Raw genomic sequence first — 23,295 nt, 5'->3', positions numbered from 1 at the left:
TAAAATCCTAATATCGAAAAAACATCTCAATATGACACTGAGGAAGGCTAAGTTATATACCCATTTACTTCATATGTAAGTGGGTATATAACTTTTTGAATGACGAAACCAATTTCTTAATATATAATAAAAGGTATGCATATCATGCATACCTATTGTAAAGCTTCATCCAATACTTTCTTGGCATTAAATGTCTTGAAGTCATCATCACTAATCAATAAGACTGGGGTATCAGGATCTGCTAGATCTTCAAGTCTTGATAAAGAACTTCTTAACTGTGGTGTGACAAGAATAACATCGGCACTTTGTGCTGAATATTCAGCATCAAATTCAGCCGTTGCCCAAATTGTCACTTCAATATTACGTTTCTGTGCCTCATCTTTGAGTGCTGCTGCAAACATATTAGAAGTAACACCTGCTTTACAGCATAATAATATTCTTTTCATATTGTAATCTCCTTTCAAATACTTTTCTTGTTACTTCTATTCTAACAAACATCCATGCAATTGTTAAAGAAAACGCATACATTTCAAAAAAAGAGGGAATGCAATTCTGCATTCCCTCTAATAAAGACTATTATTCAGTTTCAAGTAAGCCATAACCGCCATGAAGACGTTTATAGACAACAGATACTTTATTTGTTTCAGTATCTAAATAAACAAAGAAATTATGTCCAGATAGTTCCATTTCAAGAATTGCTTCTTCAAGATCCATTGGTTTTGGATTAATTGTCTTTGTCTTAACAACTTCATCCATATCCTCTTCTTCAAGATTCTCTAATTCCGCAAAATTAAATGAAAGCTTATTATTATCCTTTGTTTTTCTGCTTAATCTTGTTTTCTGTTTTCTGATCTGTCTTTCTAGCTTATCGATAATTAAATCGATTGCATCATACAAATCTTCATTAGTCTCTTCGGCACGAAGAAGAACTAACTTTGTTGGAATTGTCACCTCGATCTTCTGACCATATGGGTAAGTTCTTACTAAAACATTCGCATTAAGATCCTCACCCTCTAAAAAGTACTTATCAAGTTTTGAAAGTTTCTTCTCGACCTTATCCTTAATACCATCAGTAATGTCGATATTCTTTCCTCTAATTGTGACCTTCATAAGTATACCTCCTTTACATACTTCTATTATACTATAACCCCTTTTAATTGGGAATAAGAAACGCATTTCTAAAAATATCTCGTTGAAATTATCATCTCATAATGCTATGAAAATAGAAAAAATATTTTTCGTAAATAAACACCTAAACAGCAATATCCCTCTTAAAAGCTAGCCAGGCCTCTTGATGACGGACATAATAAAGCGGACAAAGCTTACCTGTGACATCATAATGACGGATCACATCATCCTTGTTTAAATGATATGTATGACAAAGACTACTAACAAGTTTGACAAGTGATTGGTATGTGGCATCGGTAAACTTTCCAGTTCGATCTAAATGACAGCACTCGATAGCAATCGTGTCTTTGTTGCGCTGGTTGCTTGCATAGGCAATCTCACTAAGAGGAATAAGCTGCATGATAGAACCATCAGCACCAATGATAAAATGCGCAGAAGCATGTGTTTTGTGATTGTCCTTCAAGCCTTCAAAATAGTCACGATTATTTTGTGGAGTGGAACCTGGATTGGCTGTATAGTGAACAACAATACCTTTTACCTGACGTAATGGTATTTGTGGTCTTGAGTAGGGATTGACTGTAAGATAAGCGTGAGTAATGGTACGATCGGGCAAAGTATATCCTTCACTATGTTCAGGCTTAGTTTCACGGCTTTGACCGATCACAAAAATCACAAAGCAAAGACCTAGAAAGAACAGTATTCTTTTCAATAATGTCTTTTTCTTCATATTAATCTTTTAAAGCATCATAATAACTGCTGACAACATCTGCACTTGCTTTTAAAGCCTCTTCTTCTTTAGCATCCAATTTGATTTCAACAATCTCCTTTGCCCCTATCTGATTAATGATTGTTGGTACTGAGAGATAAACATCGTTGATTCCATATTCACCTTCAAGTAGTACGGATACAGGCAAGATTCTATTTTCATTAAAGAGAATAGACTTAACGACAGCGGCTACACTTGAGGCAATACCATAGGTTGTCGCCCCTTTACGATGGAAGATTTCCCAGCCAGCAGCGGTTGTCTTCTTTCTCAGTTTTTCAAATGTTTCATCACGTGTTCGTTCTTTATTATCTTTCATGACATCTTCAAGATTCTTCCCACCAATGGTAGCTGAATGCCAGCTGACAATTTCAGAATCTCCATGTTCACCCATGACAAATGCTGAAACAGATTTACAGTCAAGATCATAGAGATTAGAAATCTCGACTGCCAATCTTGCTGTATCAAGCGTTGTTCCGGTACCAATAACCTGGTTCTTAGGTAATCCTGAAAGCTTATAAGCATAATAAGTCATCACATCAACAGGATTAGAAATTACTACTATAATGCCATTAAAACCACTTGCCATGACATTTGTAATGATGGACTTCATGACTTTCTTACTGCCATCAAGCATGCTTAAACGATCATTCGCATGTGGATCCATTGGTACACTTGCCGTAATAATGACAACGTCTGCATCTTGGCATTCTTGATAATCTCCTGCATGAACATTAATATTACGATTCATGAAATAAATAGAATGCTGCATGTCTAAAGCTTCACCAATAGCTTTTTCTTTATTTACATCAATTAAAACAATCTCTTCACATAATCCTTGATTGATCAGCGTGTAGGCTGTTGTTGCACCTACATTTCCTACACCTATAATAGCAACTTTAGAATTCTTAAAACTCATTTTCATATCCTTCCTTTCAATCACCTCTATTGTATCACCAATTGTCTATTATGTTAAAAAAAGGCAAGAAATTATTTCTCGCCTTCCTTATATAATACGGGGTCATATCCCATTTTTAAGAGTTGTTCAAGAATTTCTTTAAAGGCTTTAAGGCGCAAATTGGCATGCGTGCACATAATCTGGTATGGATTACCTCTAAAGATATCTTCATAATGCGAAAGATGTAAGTGATGGGCAAGATAGAATCTTCTTCGACGCATCTTGAGAGATTCATAAGGTGTCTTGCGATCTACTTTTTCTGTTTCAAGGACAAGCTGTCGAGGCGCATACGTTTCTTTAATCAGTTCGAGTGCTTCACCACCTAAGCCCTGTCCTCGTTTTGAGGCATCAATCGCAAAATAGCCCAAATAAGCGACTTCATCGTTTGCCGAAATGACAACATAGCCAACTGGTTCAGTTGTTTCTATTGATAGTATTTCTAATAATCCCTCATCCTGTGCTTTGAGAAATTCCTGAATAGAAAATGTTTCTGAAACATCAAAGGCTTCATCATTTAATTTTTCAAAAAAAGATAAGTCTTCTTCTTTAGTAAGTTTTCTTAATTCCATTTTTCCTCCTATAAAAAAGGCTCCTAAGAGCCTTTTATTTATCCAAATATTTCTTTAAAGCATCAACCTTATCAAGATGTTCCCAAGGTAAATCAACATCACTACGTCCCATATGTCCATAAGCAGCTGTTGACTTATAAATAGGTCTTCTTAAATCCAATGTCTTAATAATGCCTGCTGGTGTTAAATCAAATTCTTTTCTTACAGCAGATAAGATCACATCTTTAGCAACCTTTTCAGTACCATATGTTTCAACAAAGACACTTGTTGGTTCCTTAACACCAATAGCATAAGACGCCTGAAGTTCACAACGATCTGCTAAGTGAGCTGCGACAATATTTTTAGCGATATAACGTAACATATAAGCTGCACTTCTATCAACCTTAGTTGGGTCTTTACCAGAGAAAGCTCCTCCACCATGACGCGCTACTCCACCATAAGTATCAACGATAATCTTACGTCCAGTTAAGCCAGTATCACCATGTGGCCCTCCAATAACAAAACGGCCAGTTGGGTTAATAAGTACTTTAAAGTCCATATTCATGCCATAGTCTAAAGCGACTTTTTTCATGATATCTTCTTTAATAAAAGTTCTAAATTCTTTTTCATTAAAATCAGGATCATGCTGGATTGACATAAGAACAGTATCAATTCTAGGATGAGCAGGATCAGTATAGTCAACTGTAACCTGTGATTTCATATCAGGACGAGACCACTTAAATTCACCCTTATGTCTAAGTTCACTTGCATAGCGCACTAATTCATGTGCCATGTCGATAGTAAGAGGCATATAGTTCTTTGTCTCATTGCAAGCATAACCAAACATAATACCCTGGTCACCAGCACCACCTACTTCATTATTTGTACCCATGGCAATATCAGGTGATTGTGTATCCATCACAACCTGAATCTTACAATGATCAGCATCAATACCTAATTCATCCTGAGTATAGCCAACTTCTTTCATTGTTTTTCTTGCAATCGCTTCATAATCTACATGAGCTGTTGTTGTGATTTCCCCACCAATAACAACTAAATTTGTTGTTGCGAAAGTTTCGCAAGCAACACGCGCATTAGCATCTTCAGCTAGACATGCATCAAGTATAGCATCTGAGATCTGATCACAGAGCTTATCAGGATGTCCTTCAGAAACAGATTCTGAAGTAAATAAAACTTTTTCACTCATAACATTTCCTCCATATATTAATAAAAAAAGCTTCCATAGGAGGAAAGCTTTAAGCATTCCTCTTATTGTTCAGATTACTCTGCCAGGTTCAGGCACCTTCTACTAAGAGGGTTGCCACCACTTTAAAACGATCCGCATCTATGTGGTTCTTAATAAGAGCTTTTTTTATTGTCCATTGCACATAATAGCATAATTATCTAGACAAAGCAAGATAATTACACAACACGTACCTCAGTAACTCCTGGCACTTCTTCAAGCATAATTTGTTCTACACCATCTTTAATCGTTACATCGACTAAACCACAGCCATTACATGCCCCAAATAATTGTACATAAACAATACCATCCTGGAACATCACAAACTGTATATCACCACCATCACGCATTAAATAAGGTCTGATTTTTTCAATAACTTCTTTACAAGCCTCTTCAATGTTTTTTGGTTCTGTATTCACATTATTATCCATAATATATACACCTCACGAAGAAAATTCTAACATACATAAAAGATTTTGAAAAGAAAGATGCTCAGTAAGCGTCATATTGTTTTTCTTAGAATCATATTCAAAAAACGAAATGTATTTTCTATAGTAGGCAAATATGCTATAATGCACGTGATTGGAGGTAGTAAATGAGCTATCCTATCGAACCAGGTGACATTGTCACTGTTACTATCACTGGAATACAGCCTTACGGTGCTTTTGCAGTGCTACCCGATCATACAAGTGGTCTGATACACATTTCCGAAATTAGTGATCGTTTTGTGGCTGATGTACATAACTTTGTAGATGTTGGTGATGAAGTTAAAGTGAAGGTATTGGATATTGACCAACAAACACATCAAGCCAAGCTTTCATTAAAAGCTATTCACCGCCATAAACGTCGTTATCGTCGCACAGCTTCTTTTAAGCGTTCACCAATTGCCGAAACGCCAAAAGGGTTTGCTCCACTGAAAGAACAATTACCTCGATGGATCAAGAGAGGTATAACTAAGGAGGAAGATATATGATCCAGATTGATTTAAGTCAGGCAAAATTACCTGAATCAGTTGAATCTTACAAGGATAGAGTTGCCGAAATCCATAAGATGATTCATGAAAAAACTGGTGCTGGTAATGATTTCTTAGGTTGGGTTGAATTACCTACTGACTATGACAAGGATGAATTTGCAAGAATTCAGAAAAAGGCTAAAGAATTATCAGAAGAAATTGATGTATTACTTGTTTGTGGTATTGGCGGAAGCTATTTAGGCGCTCGTGCTGCAATCGAAGCTATCAATGGCTTATATCCTACAAATAAAGTACAGATTATTTATATTGGTAATACATTCTCATCAACTTACTTAGCTCAAGTTAAGAACTATGTCAAAGATAAAGAATTTGGTATCAATGTCATTTCTAAATCTGGTACAACAACAGAAACTTCCGTTGCTTTTAGAATCTTCAAAGAATTACTTGAAGAAACAAAGGGCAAAGAAGTTGCTTCTAGACGTATTGTAGCAACAACTGATGCTCATAAAGGAGCTTTAAAGACTTTAGCTGATCAGGAAGGTTATGAAGAATTTGTTGTTCCTGATGATGTAGGTGGTCGTTATTCAGTATTGACTGCTGTAGGTTTATTCCCTATTGCAGTTGCTGGTATTGATATTGCCGAAATGATGAGAGGTGCTAAAGATTCTCAGGATAAGTATAATGATGCAAATATCGAAACAAATGATGCTTATAAATATGCCATTGCTCGTCAGCTTTTACATAAAAAAGGCTATGCTGCTGAAATGTTCGTAACCTATGAATTACAGTTACAGCAGACAGCAGAATGGTGGAAGCAGTTATTTGGAGAATCAGAAGGCAAAGAAGGCAAAGGTGTTTTACCAACTTCTGGCACTTTCTCTACTGACTTGCACTCTTTAGGCCAGTTCATTCAGGAAGGCAGCAAAGTCCTTTTCGAAACAGTCTTAAAGGTTGCTCAGCCACAGTTAGACTTAACTGTTCCTAGTGATCCTGATAACTTAGATAACTTGAACTACTTAGCTGGCAAGACTGTTGACTATGTCAATAAGAAGGCTTGTGAAGGTACAATCGATGCGCATTCAAATGTAGGTAATGTACCTAACATTCAGCTTACAATCGATAAGATTGATGCTTATAACTTTGGTTATATGGTATACTTCTTTGAAATTGCTTGTGCTATGAGCGTATACTTCTTAGGTGTTAACCCATTCAACCAGCCTGGTGTTGAAGTTTACAAGAAGAACATGTTCAAGTTACTTGGAAAACCTGGTTATTAATAGAAAAGGAGCTTAGCTCCTTTTTTTGTTTATACAAAAAGACAAGTCCAAAGCTTGGGATATCAGGACTTGCCTTTGTGCTACACTGTTTCTTTAAGGGATAGTGTAGCAAGTGGGAAATTATCATCAGGATATATTTTAGTTCATCATGAGCTAAAATCATTCAATTATGTCTTTTCTTTACTTCTTCACTTACAACCAAGCCTAATGCTTTGGCATGTATAGCGAGTTCTAAACGGCTTGTAAAGCCTGTCTTGTCCATCATATTCTGAATATGACGTTTAACGGTATAAGGTGAGATACAGAGTCTTTCCCCGATTTCTTCATTCGTTAGGCTTGCTGTCAGTTCACGAAGAACATCAAGTTCTCTTTGGGTGAGATCACTGCGTTTGATATTGCCAAAATGAACTTCTGGAGCAGCATCAGGATAAACATGTTGGCCTTGCATTGTCAGATCCATCATGTCAATAAGACTGCGATGATCATATTCTTTATACCAGAAGCTTTCAGCGCCTATCTTTCTTGCCTCGTTCTCCCATCTTGTCTCTGCTGTTGATGTTGTCAAGATAATCTTGATTCTTGGAAACTTGGCCTTAATGCTTTTAGCGGCCATAAGACCATCAATACCTTCTTGCATCATGATATCGAGAATCACAAGATCAACATCATGTTTTTCTACAAAGTCCACAACATCCTTCGCATATCTCAAGCTACCGACAAGCTCATAGTTTTTCGAAGACATCACATACATTTCAAAGAAGCCACGTGATATATTCTGATCATCAACTACAACGACCTTAATATGATCATTCATGCCATGCCTCCATCTACCTCTTTCATGTCCATTATACCAAACCTCACTATGTATTGTATATCACCCATTCGTACCATTTTCCTGCAATACAAGCTTCAATACAAAGCCAGTTTGATAATAAGCCATCATCTTCCCACCATACTGTTCCACAATCTTACGAAGAGACTTCAACCCACCCGATTCAAGAAATGTATCTTTCTGTGCTTTACCATCATCAGTCAAAGTTAGTTCTATCGTTGTTCCATCTCTTATTATGTTCACATAAAGATGTTTTGCCCCTCCATGTTTCATTGCATTTGTTGCAGCTTCCTGTAATACATGAACAAAGACTGTGTGGTTAATAAGAGGAATAAGTTCTTCATGATGAATATGGATTGTGATGCCAATACTACGCGCCATGTCTTTGATATGACGGATATCATCCTGCTCCATTTCTAAAACACCACGACCCTCTTCAAGCAGGAATCGATTCATTTGTTGAGTAAGAGTATGAACATTTTGAAAATCGGTACTTTCAGGATGTTCAATGCAATATTTTCCCATCAAGAGTACCTGCCCCAATTGGTTATGTAACGCTACCCTTGCTTTTGTTTCTTCACGAGCGACAAACATATCACCGGACACTTTTGATACCTTGCGCATTCTCCACTTGACTTCTTCAAGATGAGCATGTTTCTTATCCAGTTCATCAATAATGGCATATCTTTTAGTAATATCTACAGCCATCACCTGAATATATGCTTCTCCATCTATCTTTATGTCTTCTTTCTTTAAAAACCAAGTACTCCCCAATGCATCATGAACAATATAGTGGTCACCCTGCTGTTGACCAGATAATACCACATAGTCCCAAAAATCATTCATACGAATAATGACTTTACCGGTCATTTCACGCATCATATTATGCATGACGATATTGGTGACAATGATATCCCCATTAGCTTTCGCCAGCAAGAGTCCTTCAGGAAGGGAGTTCATTCCTGTTCTAATCGTTTCACTTCCTATTTTCTCCTGTCGTCTTTGTCCATATCTTCTCATCTCAAATACAAGCAGGATGGTCAATAAGGAGATAACCAATAGCAGGAAGAACCAAAATATCAAGAAAAACTGTTTCTCATTGTAGCCTAGAGTGGATACAAGGATTAATAAGCATAATGAAATCATAAACCCCATCCCAGTTTTAAATCCATGACATTGTGCTTCATTGTCATAAAAAGCTTCCAAGCCCAAAAATGTATATCCAATAACATTCAATATAACCAAGCCACAAATCATAAACCAAATAACTTGTTGAATAATGATGTAGAATGTATTCATATCAATTTCCTCGATAGATTGTAATATAATGTATATTGTCTTGATCTTGTTCTTGAATGGGTAATGGCAGGTTTGTCAGTTCAATATACTTGGTGGCTTGAAAAGCTAAACGGATCCCATGTTGATTGAGTGATATGGTTATAATGGTTAAATAAGATAAGTAGGCTTCAATAATTGCTTCGAAGCAATCATAGAGGGCATGAATTGTATCAAGTGGAAAATCACAATAGGAATCCCCTGTCGCCAAAGCTTGAATATGACAGCACTGCAAATAACGCGACGTTTCTTCTAATGCCAAGAAGAGTTCACGATTACGTCGAGGAAGGGTTTTAGAATTCATCAGAAGAAGATTGCTTTTACGTTTGATATAAGCATTCATCACACAACAACGTGCTAAGTCCTCAATAAAAGTAGATGAAGTCGAATCCATTGAATCAAGAAGCATTTTCTGCTTCTCAAGTTCTGGTTGCAAGACATGAGCAATGCGATCATAGATAGCTTTATGGGCATCCAATTGTGCTTGTTTTAAAGCAAGGTAGTTCTCTTGGGCAATAAGACTATTTTCTTTCACTTAGCACCTCATTAGCCTCTTCTAGCTTCTTTTTCAAGCTATGCAACTGACTCTCATCTTCACACCAAAAGACATAGCCTGCTTGAATTTCTTGTCCGGAGAGTTTGAGATCTTGACTCAGATTATATGGTTTTAAGCAAGCTTGTTGTAATTGTTGTTGTGTAGCTGTGAATGTCTTTGATGTCATATAACAGGGACGAAACGAACGATCCGTGATCATAACTTTGAGTTGAAGCTGTTCAAAATAGTCGACTATATTGGCATTATAAGGAATGAGCCTTGCCTGAATGCATATTTCTAGAATAAACGCCATATGAATAACATGGAGCTCTGGCACATTGTACATATTAAGAATATGATAGATATCAATAACGTTCACCGTAAATAACACCCAGAATAGCCATGAAACAATTGTCATCGTTAATAAGAACACCCATTTCATAGACTTTTGTCCTGTCTTAATCGACAGAAGCACAAATCCTGTAATCCCACATACAAACATCCATCCAATAATCATATACATCCCTACACCATAATGGTATGTCCCAGATGTTAAAACCCATCGAGACAATGATATATCGGGTTTGTATACAAGATGATGAAAATCATTTGTCATAACTAAGATCATCAAAAGCAATTTCATCAGATGAATGAACCATTCAAAATACGGATACCTTTCATCTCCCCATATCGTCCTTAAACTAATCATGAAAAATAAGCCTGTAATCAATATCTCAGGAATCAAATAACCATAGCCGAGATATCTCATTAAAATAACATTCTCCCCAACAAAACGATATTTAAAAATACGTAAAGTTAAAAGAAGAAGCATGAGCAGTGCTGAAACAATCATATAATGACGAACACGTGTTGGCAATAATCGCACCTTTAATGATTGAATCCACATGAATAAGAAAATACAGAAGCATAGGTATTTCATTGTAAAAAAAAGCGCCTCCAACCAATCATTATCCACCCATGTCTGACAGAGCTTCATGAACCCCGCTATAATAATCAAGACTACAAAATACCGTAACTGATAAATCATCTTATGCATATGAATACCTCTTCGTATTGATTTCACTCATCCCATTGTATAATCATTTGAATATGATTAAAATGATCATGCAACTCTTTCCTCTCAAAACCATTATCGCATATTTCTTCATCTTGGATTTGTTTAGAACAAGAAAAGAAAGCACTAATTGGATGATGATGCTTAATCATACATCACCAACTTGCATGCTAGAAGAAGGTAGTGTTTTTAGTAATGAAAATAAGAATGAGTTTAGAGAAAACAAAAAATCCTCCGAAAGGAGGATTATGAACTTTATTCACAAATAACATTTCTTCTTTGAATTGTTTTAATTTGTTAGTGGAGCGGGTGATGGGAATCGAACCCACGTAGTCAGCTTGGAAGGCTGGAGTTCTACCATTGAACTACACCCGCATAGATGGTGACTCGCAGGAGATTCGAACTCCTGACCCTCTGATTAAAAGTCAGATGCTCTACCGACTGAGCTAGCGAGTCATGATATAAAAAGTGGCTGGGCTAGCTGGATTCGAACCAGCGAAATGACAGAGTCAAAGTCTGTTGCCTTACCGCTTGGCTATAGCCCAAGGATGGTGGGGAGGGACGGATTCGAACCATCGAACCAAAAGGAACTGAGTTACAGTCAGCCGCGTTTAGCCACTTCGCTACCTCCCCAGCAATGGTGCCGACTATAGGAATTGAACCCACAACCTACTGATTACAAGTCAGTTGCTCTACCAATTGAGCTAAGTCGGCTTATAAACAAATGGTGGGAGCTAACGGGCTCGAACCGCTGACCCTCTGCTTGTAAGGCAGACGCTCTCCCAACTGAGCTAAGCTCCCATCACCAAGTGCTCACTTATAATACCATTAGAACATCTAAGTGTCAATAAAAAAAGAAAGATACTTTGAACTTTTTTGTTACTTCTTTACCAAACCACTACGGCTCTTATGATAAGTTTTCCATCACCAAATCTTCGCGACTTTGTGATTCCCGTTTACTTAAAGCCTTTCATCTCTAGGCATCTCTCTCAGATTCTTTACTTCTTACTCTCATGTCTTATTTACACAAGTACTTCGACTCACTCGAGCCCCTTATTTTTGCTTCCTAGATCTTTACTACACTTTTGTAACATTATCCAAAGTATCTTCTTAATACTGAGAAGGAATTCTTTTTTCTCTTCCTTCTTTCTGTTTCTATCATAACTTATTATGTAAGCGTTTGCAATATATTTTTAAAATTTTCATTAAAAGAAAAAGTAGGACTAAATGATCCTACTTAGCCATCTTTCTGATATCCTCATAGACATAAGTGATATCTGCACGATGATATTTGTCAAGTTCATAGAGCTGTTTAATAATACGTTCCATGATTCTAGGAATAAACATTTCTTTAACTTCAATTAAAATAAGATAATGATCTTTCCCTGTTGCACTTACACAATCACCGGCGCGGAGGCTTGCTAATACTGCATTACGCAATAATGACATTGTTGATTCTAGAATACGATCGGCAAGATTTTTATCCAAGTTTTTATTATGAGGTGTCATTGTAATATCAATAACATAAACTTCTTCATCACTACGTTTTAATCGTCTTGCTTCTAGCTGGCAGATACGTGTAAATTCATCATTAGAGCACTCAAACGCTGTTTCTTCTTCATCTTCTAAAAGAAATCCCTTAATATAATCAAATCCCTGTGCTTCACTTTTTGCATTAAGCAGCTTTGTAAGTCGCTCGCTTGGTTTAATACCAAGATCTTTCGCAAAAAGTTTTTCTATTTGAGCATAATATTTGCGTGCTAGGTCTTCTTGCCCTTCATCCATATAGTGTGAAATCGCGTAATAATAGACATTTTCATTATATGGATCAATTTTCAGAAATTTACCATAAATTTCTTCAAATTTATCGTCAATCTTATTATCGTAATAATATTTGATTAATGAAAGCATAACAGATAAAGCCTGGCTTTCTAGATATTGACTTTCGTTATCCACCCAGTCATCACCAGCCAGCATTGGCAGCATTCTCCCCTTATAAAGAGCACTTGCCTTTTCATAATATATATGCTGATTTTCCTCATCTGTATATTTGGCCTTCTTCAACATTTCTGCAAACTCTTCAACATCAACCACCACATCAATGTCAGGATTCCAATAATATGAACCCTTAGAGCTCAAAATAAACTTTTCATTTCCAAAATTATTTTTCAAAACATTTCTAACTCGATAAATCAACGCTTTTAAAGCATTAATTGGATCATTTGAGTCGTCATCATCAAACATGATTTCTGCCGTTGTCGAATTAAAAATCTGTTTATTTCGATTCAAAATAAGATATGCCAATAATTTCGTTATTTGTTTAGAACGATAATCGTGATAGAGTAATTTCTCCCCATTATACTCCATCATAAACGAGCCAAGAAGACTTACCCTCATCTTGTCGTCCATTGCACGACCTCCCCTCCTGATTATTATTTTACACATTTGCCGCCTTTAAAGCAACAATTCTTGCATATCCTCAACACTTACTGGCAATTTGTAATATAAATACTATCTCCTTCAAAAGAAAATACACAAGCATCACTATATTCAGTCATATAGGCTTCATAATCGAATTTCTTTTGACTTAGTACCTTACTGATATCATGTAATCTTACAATGAGCTGTTTGCCATTATCCATAACAAAACGGATGCTTGTTGGATCTGCAGTTTTCGGTGAAAAGATAATATCAGAAACAGAATTTCTCAAGATATAAGGTAATTGAATATATTGTTTTGCGAATTCTTTTATATGATCTAATGTATCAAAAGACATAATACGTGGGGTTGCTTCTAATTTCTTAATGAGCTTTGCATCCGTTACTTCTTCAACATGTGCTAATTCATCCACAACATAGACTTTATTTTGAAAGAGTGCATAGGCTATAGGTTTTGCCTCTTGTATTTCTATATCAAGTCCACCTGTCAATGTCTTAGATACATGGCATTTCTTTACAAGAGCTTGTTGTTCTAATGTTTTTTCTATTTTCTTTGTACTTGTCAATAAGAAGTATCCGGATGTTTCCTGTTGAATAGAGTTTTTGACATCTGTTTCTTTTAAATTGACAAGACCATGAACTTGAATAGATTGAATATGAGAGAGAGGTGTTACAAAGTAGACAACAACCAAAGCAATTAGAAAACATATAATGAGAAAACGACGACGTCTTTTTGCTTTTTTCTTTTTGATTTCAGCAAGATAGTGTTTACGAGGATCGGCATCATATTCATTATAATGAACCGTGGAAACCTTCGCTCTTTTTCTCTTGTGCTTTCTCATAAACTACTCCCAATTCACCAATATAACTTCTTTATGCAGTTTTACTCCAAACTGGTCTTCAACCTTTGCCTGAACAAGATGAATAAGGTCAAGGATATCTTTTGCGGAAGCATAGCCATTATTGACAATAAAGTTCGAATGCTTAGGGGAAACTTGAGCACCACCAATTTCAAATCCTCTTAAGCCTGCTTCATCAATATACTGCCAGGCAGACTTACCTTCTGGATTACGGAATACGGAACCCGCACATGCGAAGTTCCATGGTTGAGTTGTCATACGTCTCTCTTTACGTTTATCAAGCACACGCTTAATATCCTGGGGATCTTTTATTGTCATTTCAAAAGTCGCATCAATTAGAATCCAGTCTTTATGTTCCTGGAGAACAGAATGACGATAGCCAAATTGCATCTCTTCCTTATTGAGAACCACCAATTCATTCTTTTCATTAAGTATTGTTGCCTCCTTGAAAACATCCGCAATGCAATACTTATAAGCACCGGCATTCATATAAAGGCCACCGCCCATAGTCCCAGGGATACCACCCATAAATTCAAAGCCCGATAAGCCAAGTTTAGCCGCCTGATAACTTAAAGCAATCATACTTACACCAGCTTGTGCCTTAATAATATTACCATTAACCTGATATTGATCAAAGCCATTCAAAGAAATGATAATGCCTTCATATTCACGATCACTGAACAATAAGTCACTGCCTTTACCAATAACCATATGTTGAATAGCATTTTCTCTGACAAAGTGTAAAAGTGTCTTTAAGGCATCCATATCCTGAACTTCTATAAAAAATCTTGCTGGCCCACCGACTTTGTAAGTCGTATGTTTATACATTGGTTCATTCTCAATAACTTTTCCAATCTTGTTATGACTAAGAAATTCCTTAATAAGCATTTCATCCATATTACTTTTCCACCAATCTTAAAATTTCCTGATAAATATCATGACAAGCCTGTGGCTTACCAAGCTTTATTGCAGCTTCTTTTAAAGCATAAGCTTTCGCTTTATCATTCATAATACTATCAATTGTTTTCACGAGACGATCACCATCTAAATCCTTTTCTAGAATCATCACAGCTGCTCCTTGATCACAAAGCTCACGTGCATTATATTCTTGATGATTTGCGACAACATAAGGAGATGGGATGAGGATAGCTGGTGTCCCAAGCGAAGTAATTTCGGCTAATGTTGTGGCACCGGCACGACTGACTGCTAGATCACTTGAAGCAAGTACGCTAGGCATATCATCAATATATGGGACAATATGTATTGTTGAACTTAAAGGACCACACATCTTCATCATTTCATCATAATGCGTCTTTCCTGTTGCATAGATGACATCATAAGGTGCATTTTCCATCTTTTTTAATGCATCAGCCATTGTCTTATTGATGGATGCAGAACCTAGAGATCCCATCACAATAACAACAACCTTACGCTGAGAATCAATATGATAGATATCATGCACATCTTTTAAGACTTTGTTATGTACTGTGGATGCACGTGGATTACCTAGTAATTTTGTCTTTTCTTTTGGAAAGTTTTCAAAAGCTTTTTCATAACAACAGATAATTTCGTCAACTCTCTTAACAAGAATCTTATTGGTAAGACCAATAATAGAGTTCTGTTCATGAATCATTGTTTTAATATGTTTCTGACTTGCTGCCATGACAATGGATGCACTTGGATAACCGCCAAATCCAATGACAATATCAGGTTTGAATTCTTTTAAAATCTTATTACTTGTTGATAAAGATTTAAGAAATAGACAAGCATTCTTAGCTTTCTGTAAAGGGTTGCCAACCATCCCTTTGACATGCAAGCCACGATAAGCATAACCAAGCTCAGGGACAACCTGACTTTCAAGACGGTCCGTTGTTCCAACAAAGAGAAACTCTGAACTAGGATCCTGTTCCTTGATATAATCAACTAACGCTAAAGCAGGATAGAGATGTCCACCTGTTCCTCCTGCACTCACAATAATTCTCACACTTACTCCTCCTTAAAAAAAGCAGCTAGTCTAGCTGCTTTACGACTTCTTTAAACATTTCACCACGCTCTTCCATATTATGGAATTCGTCAAATGAACTCGTTGATGGTGAAAGCAATACAATATCGCCTTCTTCAGCAATCTCATAGGCTTTCATAATAGCATCTTTCATATGTTTTACACAATATGTATGAGGATGATGCATATCTTTGGCAAAACGTTCACCTGCTTCACCAAAAGTAATCAATGTCTTGATCTGCGCATTATGTTTAGCCACATCATCCAATGGCAGGCCTTTTTCATGACCACCCATTAAAAGAATCACCGGCTTTTCAAATGCTTTCACAGCAATCACTGTAGCATCTGTATTTGTACCTTTAGAGTCATTATAATATTGCACCCCATGGACTGTTGTAACATATTCAATACGATGTTCAACACCATGGAATTCAGCAATACCATCACGAATCTGTTCAAGTGTTAATCCACTATGAACTAATGCAATAATCGCTACCATAATATTAGCAACATTATGGAGACCAACAATCTTGATATCACGACGATCAATCACTTTCTTGCCATGATAATAGATTGTGCGATCCTTCAACATGCAATCAGCATCCTGCTTAATCGAAAATGTTTCAATAGTACTTACAACAGGATAACGTTTTGTATAGATCTTAAGATTCTCATCATCCACGTTTTCAATAAATAAATCATGAGCATCCTGATTCTCATAAATACGCATCTTGCTTGCATAATATTCATCCAGTGAATCCATATAGTCAAGATGATCCGGCGTTAAATTCAAGACGGTCGCTATATCAGGATGAAATTGATCAATATCAAGTAACTGGAAATTACTCATTTCAATAATTACATCATGATTGCTTTCTTCATAAAGCTTATGATCCATGACAACATCACAATATGGAATACCATAATTTCCACATATATGCACATTCTCATGATGTTTGCTTAAGATATCATAGATGAGCTTGACTGTTGTTGTTTTACCATTTGTTCCTGTGACAGCGATATAATGTTGCTTCTTAGCAACCTGATAAGCAAGTTCGATTTCTGTATAGACAGGAATGCCGCGTTCTTTAAGACGTAGAACAAAAGGCCTATGATAATTAATGCCAGGATTCTTGATAGCTAAATCATAATCCCCTTCAACAACCTCATCAACATGCCCAGAAATCACTTGAATACCACGTGCCAAATAATCCTCAACACCATCGATATCTTCAAGTTTCTTTGATTCACTGATTGTTATTTGTGCACCAAAGTGTTCCAGCAAACGTACAGCTGCCTTACCACTTTTCGCAAGCCCTAAGACAAGCACTTTCTTATTTTTGAGATCCATTTACATCACCCCTAGTAAAATACCTACAATACCAGCAATAAAGCCAACACCATAGAAAACAACCACAACCTTCACTTCAGACCAGCCACACATTTCAAAATGATGATGGATTGGAGCCATCTTGAAGACACGCTTTTTACGCGTCTTATAGCTTACAACCTGAATGATGACAGATAATGTTTCCAATAATGGCACAATCCCAACAATCAGCAGTAATAATTCCTGTTTTGTTATGATCGCAATAGCGGCTAAGAAGCCACCTAAAGCGAGTGAACCACAATCTCCCATGAAGATTCTTGCAGGATGATAGTTAAAATACAAGAAGCCCACAAGCGCACCTAATAGCGTAACAGCAACAATGGCTACATCAAGCTGTTTGTTCATTAAAGCAAATAAGACGAATGGTGCAATCGCAATAATAGAAATACCTGTTGCAAGGCCATCTAAGCCGTCTGTTAAATTAACCGCATTACTTTCAGCTGTAAACATGAAATAAATCAGCACTGGATAAAATAAGCCAAAATCAACTTTTGCTTTTACAAGATGTAAAGTGACTTCTGTTGTAAAGCCTGGCAAAAATGCCTTTGCTAGAAAATAGAAGGCAATCGCAAAAACAGACTGCAAGCCATACTTATAGGCTGGCTTTAAGCCAATATTAGAATGTCTTACAACTATTAAGAAATCATCAATAAAGCCAATAAAACCAAAACCTATTAATGCAAAAATCAATAAATTGACTGCAGGCGATTGAATAAAGCTGATATTCAAGACATAAGTTACGATAGCACTCACAATAATGAAAGCTAGTCCACCCATTGTTGGTGTTCCGCCCTTCTTTTTATGTGAGGCAAGACCTTCTTCTCTTTCAACCTGCCCAAATTTAAGTTTATGTAAATAAGGAATGAATTTTGGCATTACAATTAGCATTAAAATCATAGCTACTGCAAAGCTTAAAATCATTTTCACTGTTGTCATTTTCCCTTTCTCCTTTTAACGCGTTTAATATAGCACAATTCTTAGAAAGAAACAATGTCTATCACTTTGCATGAAGCTTGATTGTCATGCCCGGTGTAAGAGCTGTACCTTTATTGACATCTTGTTGATAAATCGTTCCGACACCATCAATTTCTATTTTGGTATTGGATAGTTCACCAAAAGCTTCAGCATCCTTACGACTCCAGTTAATCATTGATGGCATTGTCATGTTGCTGCCATCTGTTCTTAACATGACATGGGTACTACTTGCAACTTCATTGCCAGCAGCCGGATACTGATTCACAACCGTACCACCATCACCAATAATGATTGGTGTTACAGAATGTTTACCAAGTTCCTGGGAGACAAAGCTTGTTGACTGATTAATATAGCTCTTAAGCTTATAGGTTGTCGCTTGAACTGTTTTACTATTACCAGCAACAACATTGAGTGAAGATTTCATCATATCTTTAACAATTTGCCCTGCTTCATCCGTACCATTTGCATTATTTTGCCACCAAATAATAATCTCTACTCTAGGATCATCATAAGGTGCAAGGCCGGCAAATAGATGGGTATGGAAATCTGCTGAATAACCGCCTTTTACAGCTACCTGACCGGTACCTGTTTTCCCAATAATTTCAACTTCATCACTCTTATATGGTGTACCAGTACCCTCACCACTATTGACAATACCACTAAGTAAACTGCGCATCTGGTTAATAGCATCATCAGTGAAGATCTGTTTCGACATTGTTGTCTTGCCCTTATAAAGGGTCTTATTGGTTTTAGGATTGACAACCTTGTCAACAAGATAGGGTTCAACAGTTCTGCCTTTATTCGCAAAGACAGAATATGCTCTTAATAGCTGTAAGGCCGTTACAGAAGAGCCCTGACCAAATCCTGTTGTCACATAGCTTAAGCTCTTGCTTTTGCCATCAAAACCTTTCACGCCTGAACCGCTTACTAAGCCATCAATCTTGCTTGCCTTAAAGAAGCCAAGATCATTATAGTCTTGAATCAGCGACTGCATATCCGTCTTTTCCAACAAGATATGACAAATAGCTGTATTAGAAGAATGATAAAGCCCCTGTTCATAAGTAATCGTCCCCCAGCCCACTTTATTGTGATCATGAATTGTCGCAATAAGCTTATTGGCTGACATAAAATTAAAATGACCTGAGACATAAGTTTCCTTCAAATTCAGTTTCCCATCACTTAAAGCATTGGCATAAACAAAACTCTTAAAAACCGAACCTGGTTCAATCGCCATATTAATAAATTTATCTTCATAACTTGTAAAATTACGCTTATTAGGATCAAATGATGGATAGTTGCTGATGGCAAGAATACGCCCCGTTTTAGCATCCATAATGGCACAGGCTGAAGCACTCGATTTAACATTTTCAGAGAACTCCTTCATAGCACTATCTAACTGGGTTTGCAATGTGGAATTAATTGTCATATAGACATCATTACCATCAACAGCTTTCGTCGTTGACAGAGCTTCTCCAGGTAGCTGATTCTTATTCGCATCAGCAAGATAAACTGTTTTCCCATTTTTCCCAGCCAGCCAGCTATTATAAGACTTTTCGATTCCCATTTGTCCAACCATAGTATAAGGGTCATTAGTATCTTTCAAGCCAGCATAGCCTACTTCATATGATGCAAAATCCCCAAATTCATAATTACGTGACGTAATTTCACTCCATTCTAAGCCAGGTAAGTTTTCTGCATCAATCTGTTTTTTCGCAAGAGCTGAAACATTCTTACCAACATTACCAAACTCTACCTGATAGGATGTTTTCTTAAGCTTGTTATAAATATAGTCATAGCTTGTCCCAAGATACTTGGCGAGGACACGTGCTGTTTTTTCTTTATCCTGGACATAGGCAGGTTCACCCTTTGCCGTTAGCCTCTTGTGGGAAAGAATCGCGACAAGATTATATTTCTTAACATCAGTAGCAACAACCTTCTTATCCGATGTATAAATCGTCCCACGTTTAGCCTGAATAATCTTGGTCGTTTGTGAACCTCCCCTTGTTTTTGCGAAGTCTCTAATATTAACCTGTGAGACAAGTGTTTTCCCCGTCACAGTCAAATAGATAATATTAAAAGCAAGCAATAAAACAACAAAAGCAAAGATGATATAAATCAGCTTTGCATACTTAAATTTGGCTTTTTTCATTTATTCTGTTCAACTCCCACAACATTTGCTGAAACAGAAGATTGTTGATATGTATACCCTTTCTTTTCAGCGATTTCTTTGACACGAGAAAAAGAAGAGAGTTCTTGCTTCTGAATCTTTAGACCATCAATATCCGATTTTAATGTTGTCATTTCTTCCTGAATTTTCTTGCTCTTTGCATTAATGTTGATTTCTTGTGAGTTTAAGGAAATTGTACTCACTAAAAAGAGAAAAAAGGAAAATACTAATAAACGCATGGCAAATCTAAAAATTCTTGGACTTCTTTTCTTACTCTTACTCATCTTCTCTTACCCTCTCCACAACACGCAATTTAGCAGAATGCGAACGATAGTTCTCCTCAAGTTCTGCTTCACTTGCAGTAATCGGTTTTCTTGTCACTTTCTTAAATCTTGGCTGCATGTTATCTGGTATAACAGCAATATTTTTTGGTATCTCTGGCATGCTTGTGATTTCATTAAAAGTATATTTCGCAATCTTATCTTCAAGCGACTGGAAAGTAATGACGCTTACACGCCCGCCCACCTTCAGCATGCTTAAGGCATCATTTAAACTTTTCTCAAACACATTCAGTTCATCATTGACTTCAATACGGATAGCCTGGAATGTACGCTTAGCAGGATGACCACCTGTTCTTCTTGCTCTTGCAGGAATCGCTTGCTTAACGATTTCAACAAGTTCAAATGTTGTTTGAATAGGCTTTTTCATACGTTCCTGTTCAATATGTCGAGCAATACTTTTCGCAAATTTCTCATCACCATATTTATAGAGAATACGAACGAGATCATTATAGCTATAGCTATTGACAACATCATAAGCTGATAAGCTCTGATGCTGATTCATACGCATATCCAAAGGGCCATCAAAGCGATACGAAAACCCTCTCGATTCTTCATCAAACTGTGGTGAAGAAACGCCTAAATCATAAAGCACGCCATCTACCTGCTTGACACCATGCTCGTATAGCCTGGTTTTGATATTGACAAAATTGCTATTGATGATGGTGAAGTGATCAGATATTTCTTGCAATCGTGATGTTGCTGCAGCAATTGCATGATCATCCTGATCAAAGCTATAAAGATGTCCAGTAGTAAGGCATTTAAGGATTTCTTTCGAATGGCCTCCCCCACCCAAAGTACAATCCACATAAATACCATCTTCTTTAATATTCAGCGATTCAATTGCTTCATTCAATAACACACTCTTATGTTCAAACATTATTCTTCTTCCATTTCATCTAGCATTTCTGACAAACTATCAAAATCATCATTATTGGCATCAATATACTGATCCCAGGCATCTTCATTCCATATTTCCATATGGTCTCCTGAGCCAACAATGACACAGGACTTTTCCAAATGTGAGTGTTCCCTTAATAAAGCAGGAATATTAATACGTCCCATCTTATCAAATTCACATTCAGATACACGCGAAGTGACTAAACGTAAGAATGCACGGGCACTTTTCTTATTCTGCTTGAGCTTAGAAAGCTTGGCATAGTAATTCTGCCACCCTTCTTCATTATAAACGTTCAAACAGCCATCATTGCCAATCGTGACATAGACACTACCTGGGCACTGAGCACGTAATTTGGCTGGAATACTTAATCGACCTTTAGCATCTAAGTTGTGTCGGTATTCCCCAAAAAACATACTCACTCCCCACTTTCTGACATTTTTTGACACTTCATGCCACCATTATACCAATTACACCCACCAATGTATAGATTTGATAACTAATTTTAGAAAATAAAAAAGTCTATTCACATAGACAATGCCAATAGACAAAAAAAGAGTGGCTATAAAGCCACTCAGATATTCATTATGTTTACGATTATTTAACTTTTACGCCATCGTAAGAACCACAATGCTTACATACTCTATGAGAAAGTTTTAACTGTCCACATTCTGGACATACAACAACAGTTGGTGCCTTTAACTTGTCATGAGTTCTTCTCTTATCTCTTCTTGTGCTTGATACTCTTCTAGCTGGTACTGCCATAGTTCTACCTCCTTATTTGTCCTTAAAGTAATCTTTAAGCTTTGCAAGCCTTGGATCGATTGGATCCTCTTCTTCTAGATCTTCTTCGTCAAGGACTTGCCATCCCTGACCATTACGTTTCATTGTTGCGCCTTCTTTGACAACACGCATTGGGACTTCCATCATAATTTCTGTCCAAATGACAGAAGTTAAGTCAGCAACATTCTTTCTTGCTTCAATAACCTCTTCGTCTTCTTCAGGCTTATAAAAGGCAAATGTTTCCATTTCATGAATCTCAAAAGGATAGTCAACATCTTCTAGTGAGATTGCACAAGGAACTATCATTGTACCCTTTACATGCAAGTCTACATAAAGACGATCCGACTTAATGTCATAGCGCCCATGCCCTCTTGCTTCAACGTCCTTTAAGCCATTGATTCTAGATAAGTTATAGAACATTTCTTCAGGGAATGTTAATGACTCTTCAAAATCGAATTCGCCGTTTTTTTGTTTTTGTAACCACTGTTTATTCCATTTCAAAATCGTCACCCTCTATAACTGCATGTCCCATTATAAGCAAAGCGCCTCTATAAGTCAATCAAAAAATACATGATTATAGGGCGACTTGTCAAGTTTTTCGACCTTCTCTTCTACTCTTTTTTTATCTTTCATGATAAACTAAAACGAGCGAGGTGATTTACTATCAGTAGTCAAGGGTATATTTTGATTTATTTATCTTAGAAGCACAAAAAGAGGTTCAAGGAACCTCAAAAAAATTTATAGTGACGAAAAACAGTTTATCTCAATTTGCTCTG

General features: G+C 36.7%; 25 protein-coding genes and 6 tRNA genes. 2 read left to right on the top strand and 29 right to left on the bottom strand.

Features of this window, described 5'->3' with window-relative positions; genetic code table 11:
- Positions 1-152: 152 nt before the first annotated feature.
- The 7 genes from FYJ79_RS10770 to FYJ79_RS10740 form a co-directional block, all read right to left on the bottom strand.
- Positions 153-446, bottom strand: coding sequence for a PTS sugar transporter subunit IIB (locus tag FYJ79_RS10770; protein ID WP_154518132.1), 294 nt, complete (start codon positions 444-446; stop codon positions 153-155).
- Positions 447-576: 130 nt separating this feature from the next.
- Positions 577-1,110, bottom strand: a complete 534-nt coding sequence (gene hpf, locus FYJ79_RS10765) for a ribosome hibernation-promoting factor, HPF/YfiA family (RefSeq protein ID WP_154518129.1) — start codon at positions 1,108-1,110, stop codon at positions 577-579.
- A 142-nt stretch (positions 1,111-1,252) separates the two neighbouring features.
- Positions 1,253-1,855, bottom strand: a complete 603-nt coding sequence (locus FYJ79_RS10760; protein ID WP_154518126.1) for a peptidoglycan recognition protein family protein — start codon at positions 1,853-1,855, stop codon at positions 1,253-1,255.
- A 1-nt stretch (position 1,856) separates the two neighbouring features.
- Complete coding sequence (locus FYJ79_RS10755; RefSeq protein WP_154518123.1) at positions 1,857-2,810, bottom strand: L-lactate dehydrogenase; 954 nt, start codon at positions 2,808-2,810, stop codon at positions 1,857-1,859.
- A 71-nt stretch (positions 2,811-2,881) separates the two neighbouring features.
- Positions 2,882-3,418 carry a GNAT family N-acetyltransferase gene (locus tag FYJ79_RS10750; protein ID WP_154518120.1) on the bottom strand — a complete coding sequence of 179 codons (537 nt, stop codon included), beginning with the start codon at positions 3,416-3,418 and terminating at the stop codon, positions 2,882-2,884.
- 34 nt (positions 3,419-3,452) lie between these two features.
- Positions 3,453-4,604 carry a methionine adenosyltransferase gene (gene metK, locus FYJ79_RS10745; RefSeq protein WP_154518117.1) on the bottom strand — a complete coding sequence of 384 codons (1,152 nt, stop codon included), beginning with the start codon at positions 4,602-4,604 and terminating at the stop codon, positions 3,453-3,455.
- Positions 4,605-4,819: 215 nt separating this feature from the next.
- Complete coding sequence (locus tag FYJ79_RS10740; protein WP_051646856.1) at positions 4,820-5,071, bottom strand: NifU family protein; 252 nt, start codon at positions 5,069-5,071, stop codon at positions 4,820-4,822.
- 164 nt (positions 5,072-5,235) lie between these two features.
- On the opposite strand from FYJ79_RS10740, the gene FYJ79_RS10735 reads away from it, so the two are divergent.
- Together FYJ79_RS10735 and FYJ79_RS10730 are read left to right on the top strand one after the other, a co-directional pair.
- Positions 5,236-5,613, top strand: a complete 378-nt coding sequence (locus FYJ79_RS10735; protein ID WP_154518114.1) for a CvfD/Ygs/GSP13 family RNA-binding post-transcriptional regulator — start codon at positions 5,236-5,238, stop codon at positions 5,611-5,613.
- Positions 5,610-6,890, top strand: a complete 1,281-nt coding sequence (locus tag FYJ79_RS10730) for a glucose-6-phosphate isomerase (RefSeq protein WP_154518111.1) — start codon at positions 5,610-5,612, stop codon at positions 6,888-6,890. The genes FYJ79_RS10735 and FYJ79_RS10730 overlap by 4 nt, the downstream gene beginning before the upstream one ends.
- A gap of 163 nt (positions 6,891-7,053) precedes the next feature.
- On the opposite strand, the gene FYJ79_RS10725 is transcribed toward FYJ79_RS10730, so the two are convergent.
- From FYJ79_RS10725 to FYJ79_RS10615, 22 genes are all read right to left on the bottom strand, one after another.
- Complete coding sequence (locus tag FYJ79_RS10725; protein WP_154518108.1) at positions 7,054-7,704, bottom strand: response regulator transcription factor; 651 nt, start codon at positions 7,702-7,704, stop codon at positions 7,054-7,056.
- 60 nt (positions 7,705-7,764) lie between these two features.
- Positions 7,765-9,021 (bottom strand): sensor histidine kinase, encoded by a 1,257-nt coding sequence (locus FYJ79_RS10720; RefSeq protein WP_154518105.1) that lies wholly within the window; start codon positions 9,019-9,021, stop codon positions 7,765-7,767.
- 1 nt (position 9,022) lies between these two features.
- On the bottom strand, positions 9,023-9,592 hold the full coding sequence (locus FYJ79_RS10715) for a hypothetical protein (protein ID WP_154518102.1): 570 nt from the start codon (positions 9,590-9,592) through the stop codon (positions 9,023-9,025).
- A complete protein-coding gene (locus FYJ79_RS10710) occupies positions 9,579-10,649 on the bottom strand; it encodes a hypothetical protein (protein WP_154518099.1) in 1,071 nt (356 codons plus the stop codon). The genes FYJ79_RS10715 and FYJ79_RS10710 overlap by 14 nt, the downstream gene beginning before the upstream one ends.
- Positions 10,650-10,968: 319 nt before the next feature.
- Positions 10,969-11,042: transfer RNA gene (locus FYJ79_RS10700), tRNA-Gly, on the bottom strand.
- A 5-nt stretch (positions 11,043-11,047) separates the two neighbouring features.
- Positions 11,048-11,123: transfer RNA gene (locus FYJ79_RS10695), tRNA-Lys, on the bottom strand.
- 13 nt (positions 11,124-11,136) lie between these two features.
- Positions 11,137-11,212 (bottom strand) — tRNA-Gln (locus FYJ79_RS10690).
- 4 nt (positions 11,213-11,216) lie between these two features.
- Positions 11,217-11,300: transfer RNA gene (locus tag FYJ79_RS10685), tRNA-Tyr, on the bottom strand.
- 5 nt (positions 11,301-11,305) lie between these two features.
- A tRNA-Thr gene (locus FYJ79_RS10680) sits at positions 11,306-11,381 on the bottom strand.
- 11 nt (positions 11,382-11,392) lie between these two features.
- Positions 11,393-11,468, bottom strand: a tRNA-Val gene (locus tag FYJ79_RS10675).
- A 432-nt stretch (positions 11,469-11,900) separates the two neighbouring features.
- Complete coding sequence (locus FYJ79_RS10670; protein ID WP_195837079.1) at positions 11,901-13,076, bottom strand: AfsR/SARP family transcriptional regulator; 1,176 nt, start codon at positions 13,074-13,076, stop codon at positions 11,901-11,903.
- 77 nt (positions 13,077-13,153) lie between these two features.
- Positions 13,154-13,948 carry a cell division protein FtsQ/DivIB gene (locus FYJ79_RS10665; RefSeq protein WP_154518091.1) on the bottom strand — a complete coding sequence of 265 codons (795 nt, stop codon included), beginning with the start codon at positions 13,946-13,948 and terminating at the stop codon, positions 13,154-13,156.
- Between the two features lie 3 nt (positions 13,949-13,951).
- Positions 13,952-14,863 carry a UDP-N-acetylmuramate dehydrogenase gene (murB, locus tag FYJ79_RS10660; RefSeq protein WP_154518088.1) on the bottom strand — a complete coding sequence of 304 codons (912 nt, stop codon included), beginning with the start codon at positions 14,861-14,863 and terminating at the stop codon, positions 13,952-13,954.
- A 1-nt stretch (position 14,864) separates the two neighbouring features.
- Positions 14,865-15,950, bottom strand: coding sequence for an undecaprenyldiphospho-muramoylpentapeptide beta-N-acetylglucosaminyltransferase (gene murG, locus FYJ79_RS10655; RefSeq protein ID WP_326803815.1), 1,086 nt, complete (start codon positions 15,948-15,950; stop codon positions 14,865-14,867).
- A 25-nt stretch (positions 15,951-15,975) separates the two neighbouring features.
- Entirely contained in the window at positions 15,976-17,319 is a 1,344-nt protein-coding gene (murD, locus tag FYJ79_RS10650; protein ID WP_154518085.1) for a UDP-N-acetylmuramoyl-L-alanine--D-glutamate ligase, read from the bottom strand.
- Entirely contained in the window at positions 17,320-18,294 is a 975-nt protein-coding gene (gene mraY / locus FYJ79_RS10645; RefSeq protein ID WP_154518082.1) for a phospho-N-acetylmuramoyl-pentapeptide-transferase, read from the bottom strand. It lies immediately after the preceding gene.
- A 61-nt stretch (positions 18,295-18,355) separates the two neighbouring features.
- Positions 18,356-20,482 (bottom strand): penicillin-binding protein, encoded by a 2,127-nt coding sequence (locus FYJ79_RS10640; RefSeq protein WP_154518079.1) that lies wholly within the window; start codon positions 20,480-20,482, stop codon positions 18,356-18,358.
- Positions 20,479-20,784, bottom strand: coding sequence for a hypothetical protein (locus FYJ79_RS10635; protein WP_229771458.1), 306 nt, complete (start codon positions 20,782-20,784; stop codon positions 20,479-20,481). The genes FYJ79_RS10640 and FYJ79_RS10635 overlap by 4 nt, the downstream gene beginning before the upstream one ends.
- Positions 20,777-21,718 (bottom strand): 16S rRNA (cytosine(1402)-N(4))-methyltransferase RsmH, encoded by a 942-nt coding sequence (rsmH, locus tag FYJ79_RS10630; RefSeq protein ID WP_154518076.1) that lies wholly within the window; start codon positions 21,716-21,718, stop codon positions 20,777-20,779. Before rsmH ends, FYJ79_RS10635 begins: the two co-directional genes overlap by 8 nt.
- The gene (gene mraZ / locus FYJ79_RS10625) at positions 21,718-22,152 is read right to left on the bottom strand and encodes a division/cell wall cluster transcriptional repressor MraZ (protein ID WP_154518073.1); all 435 of its coding nucleotides are present in this window, start codon (positions 22,150-22,152) and stop codon (positions 21,718-21,720) included. Before mraZ ends, rsmH begins: the two co-directional genes overlap by 1 nt.
- A 181-nt stretch (positions 22,153-22,333) precedes the next feature.
- Positions 22,334-22,501: a 50S ribosomal protein L32 gene (gene rpmF / locus FYJ79_RS10620; RefSeq protein WP_033162483.1), complete on the bottom strand. Its 168-nt coding sequence runs from the start codon at positions 22,499-22,501 to the stop codon at positions 22,334-22,336.
- A gap of 12 nt (positions 22,502-22,513) precedes the next feature.
- The gene (locus FYJ79_RS10615; RefSeq protein WP_277636972.1) at positions 22,514-23,029 is read right to left on the bottom strand and encodes a YceD family protein; all 516 of its coding nucleotides are present in this window, start codon (positions 23,027-23,029) and stop codon (positions 22,514-22,516) included.
- Positions 23,030-23,295 lie beyond the last annotated feature (266 nt).

The organism is Sharpea porci (genome assembly GCF_009695655.1).
GTDB classification, from domain to species: Bacteria; Bacillota_I; Bacilli_A; order Erysipelotrichales; family Coprobacillaceae; genus Sharpea; species Sharpea porci.
Note: the sequence above shows the minus strand (reverse complement) of the source record. Positions and strands in the feature narration are given on the sequence as shown.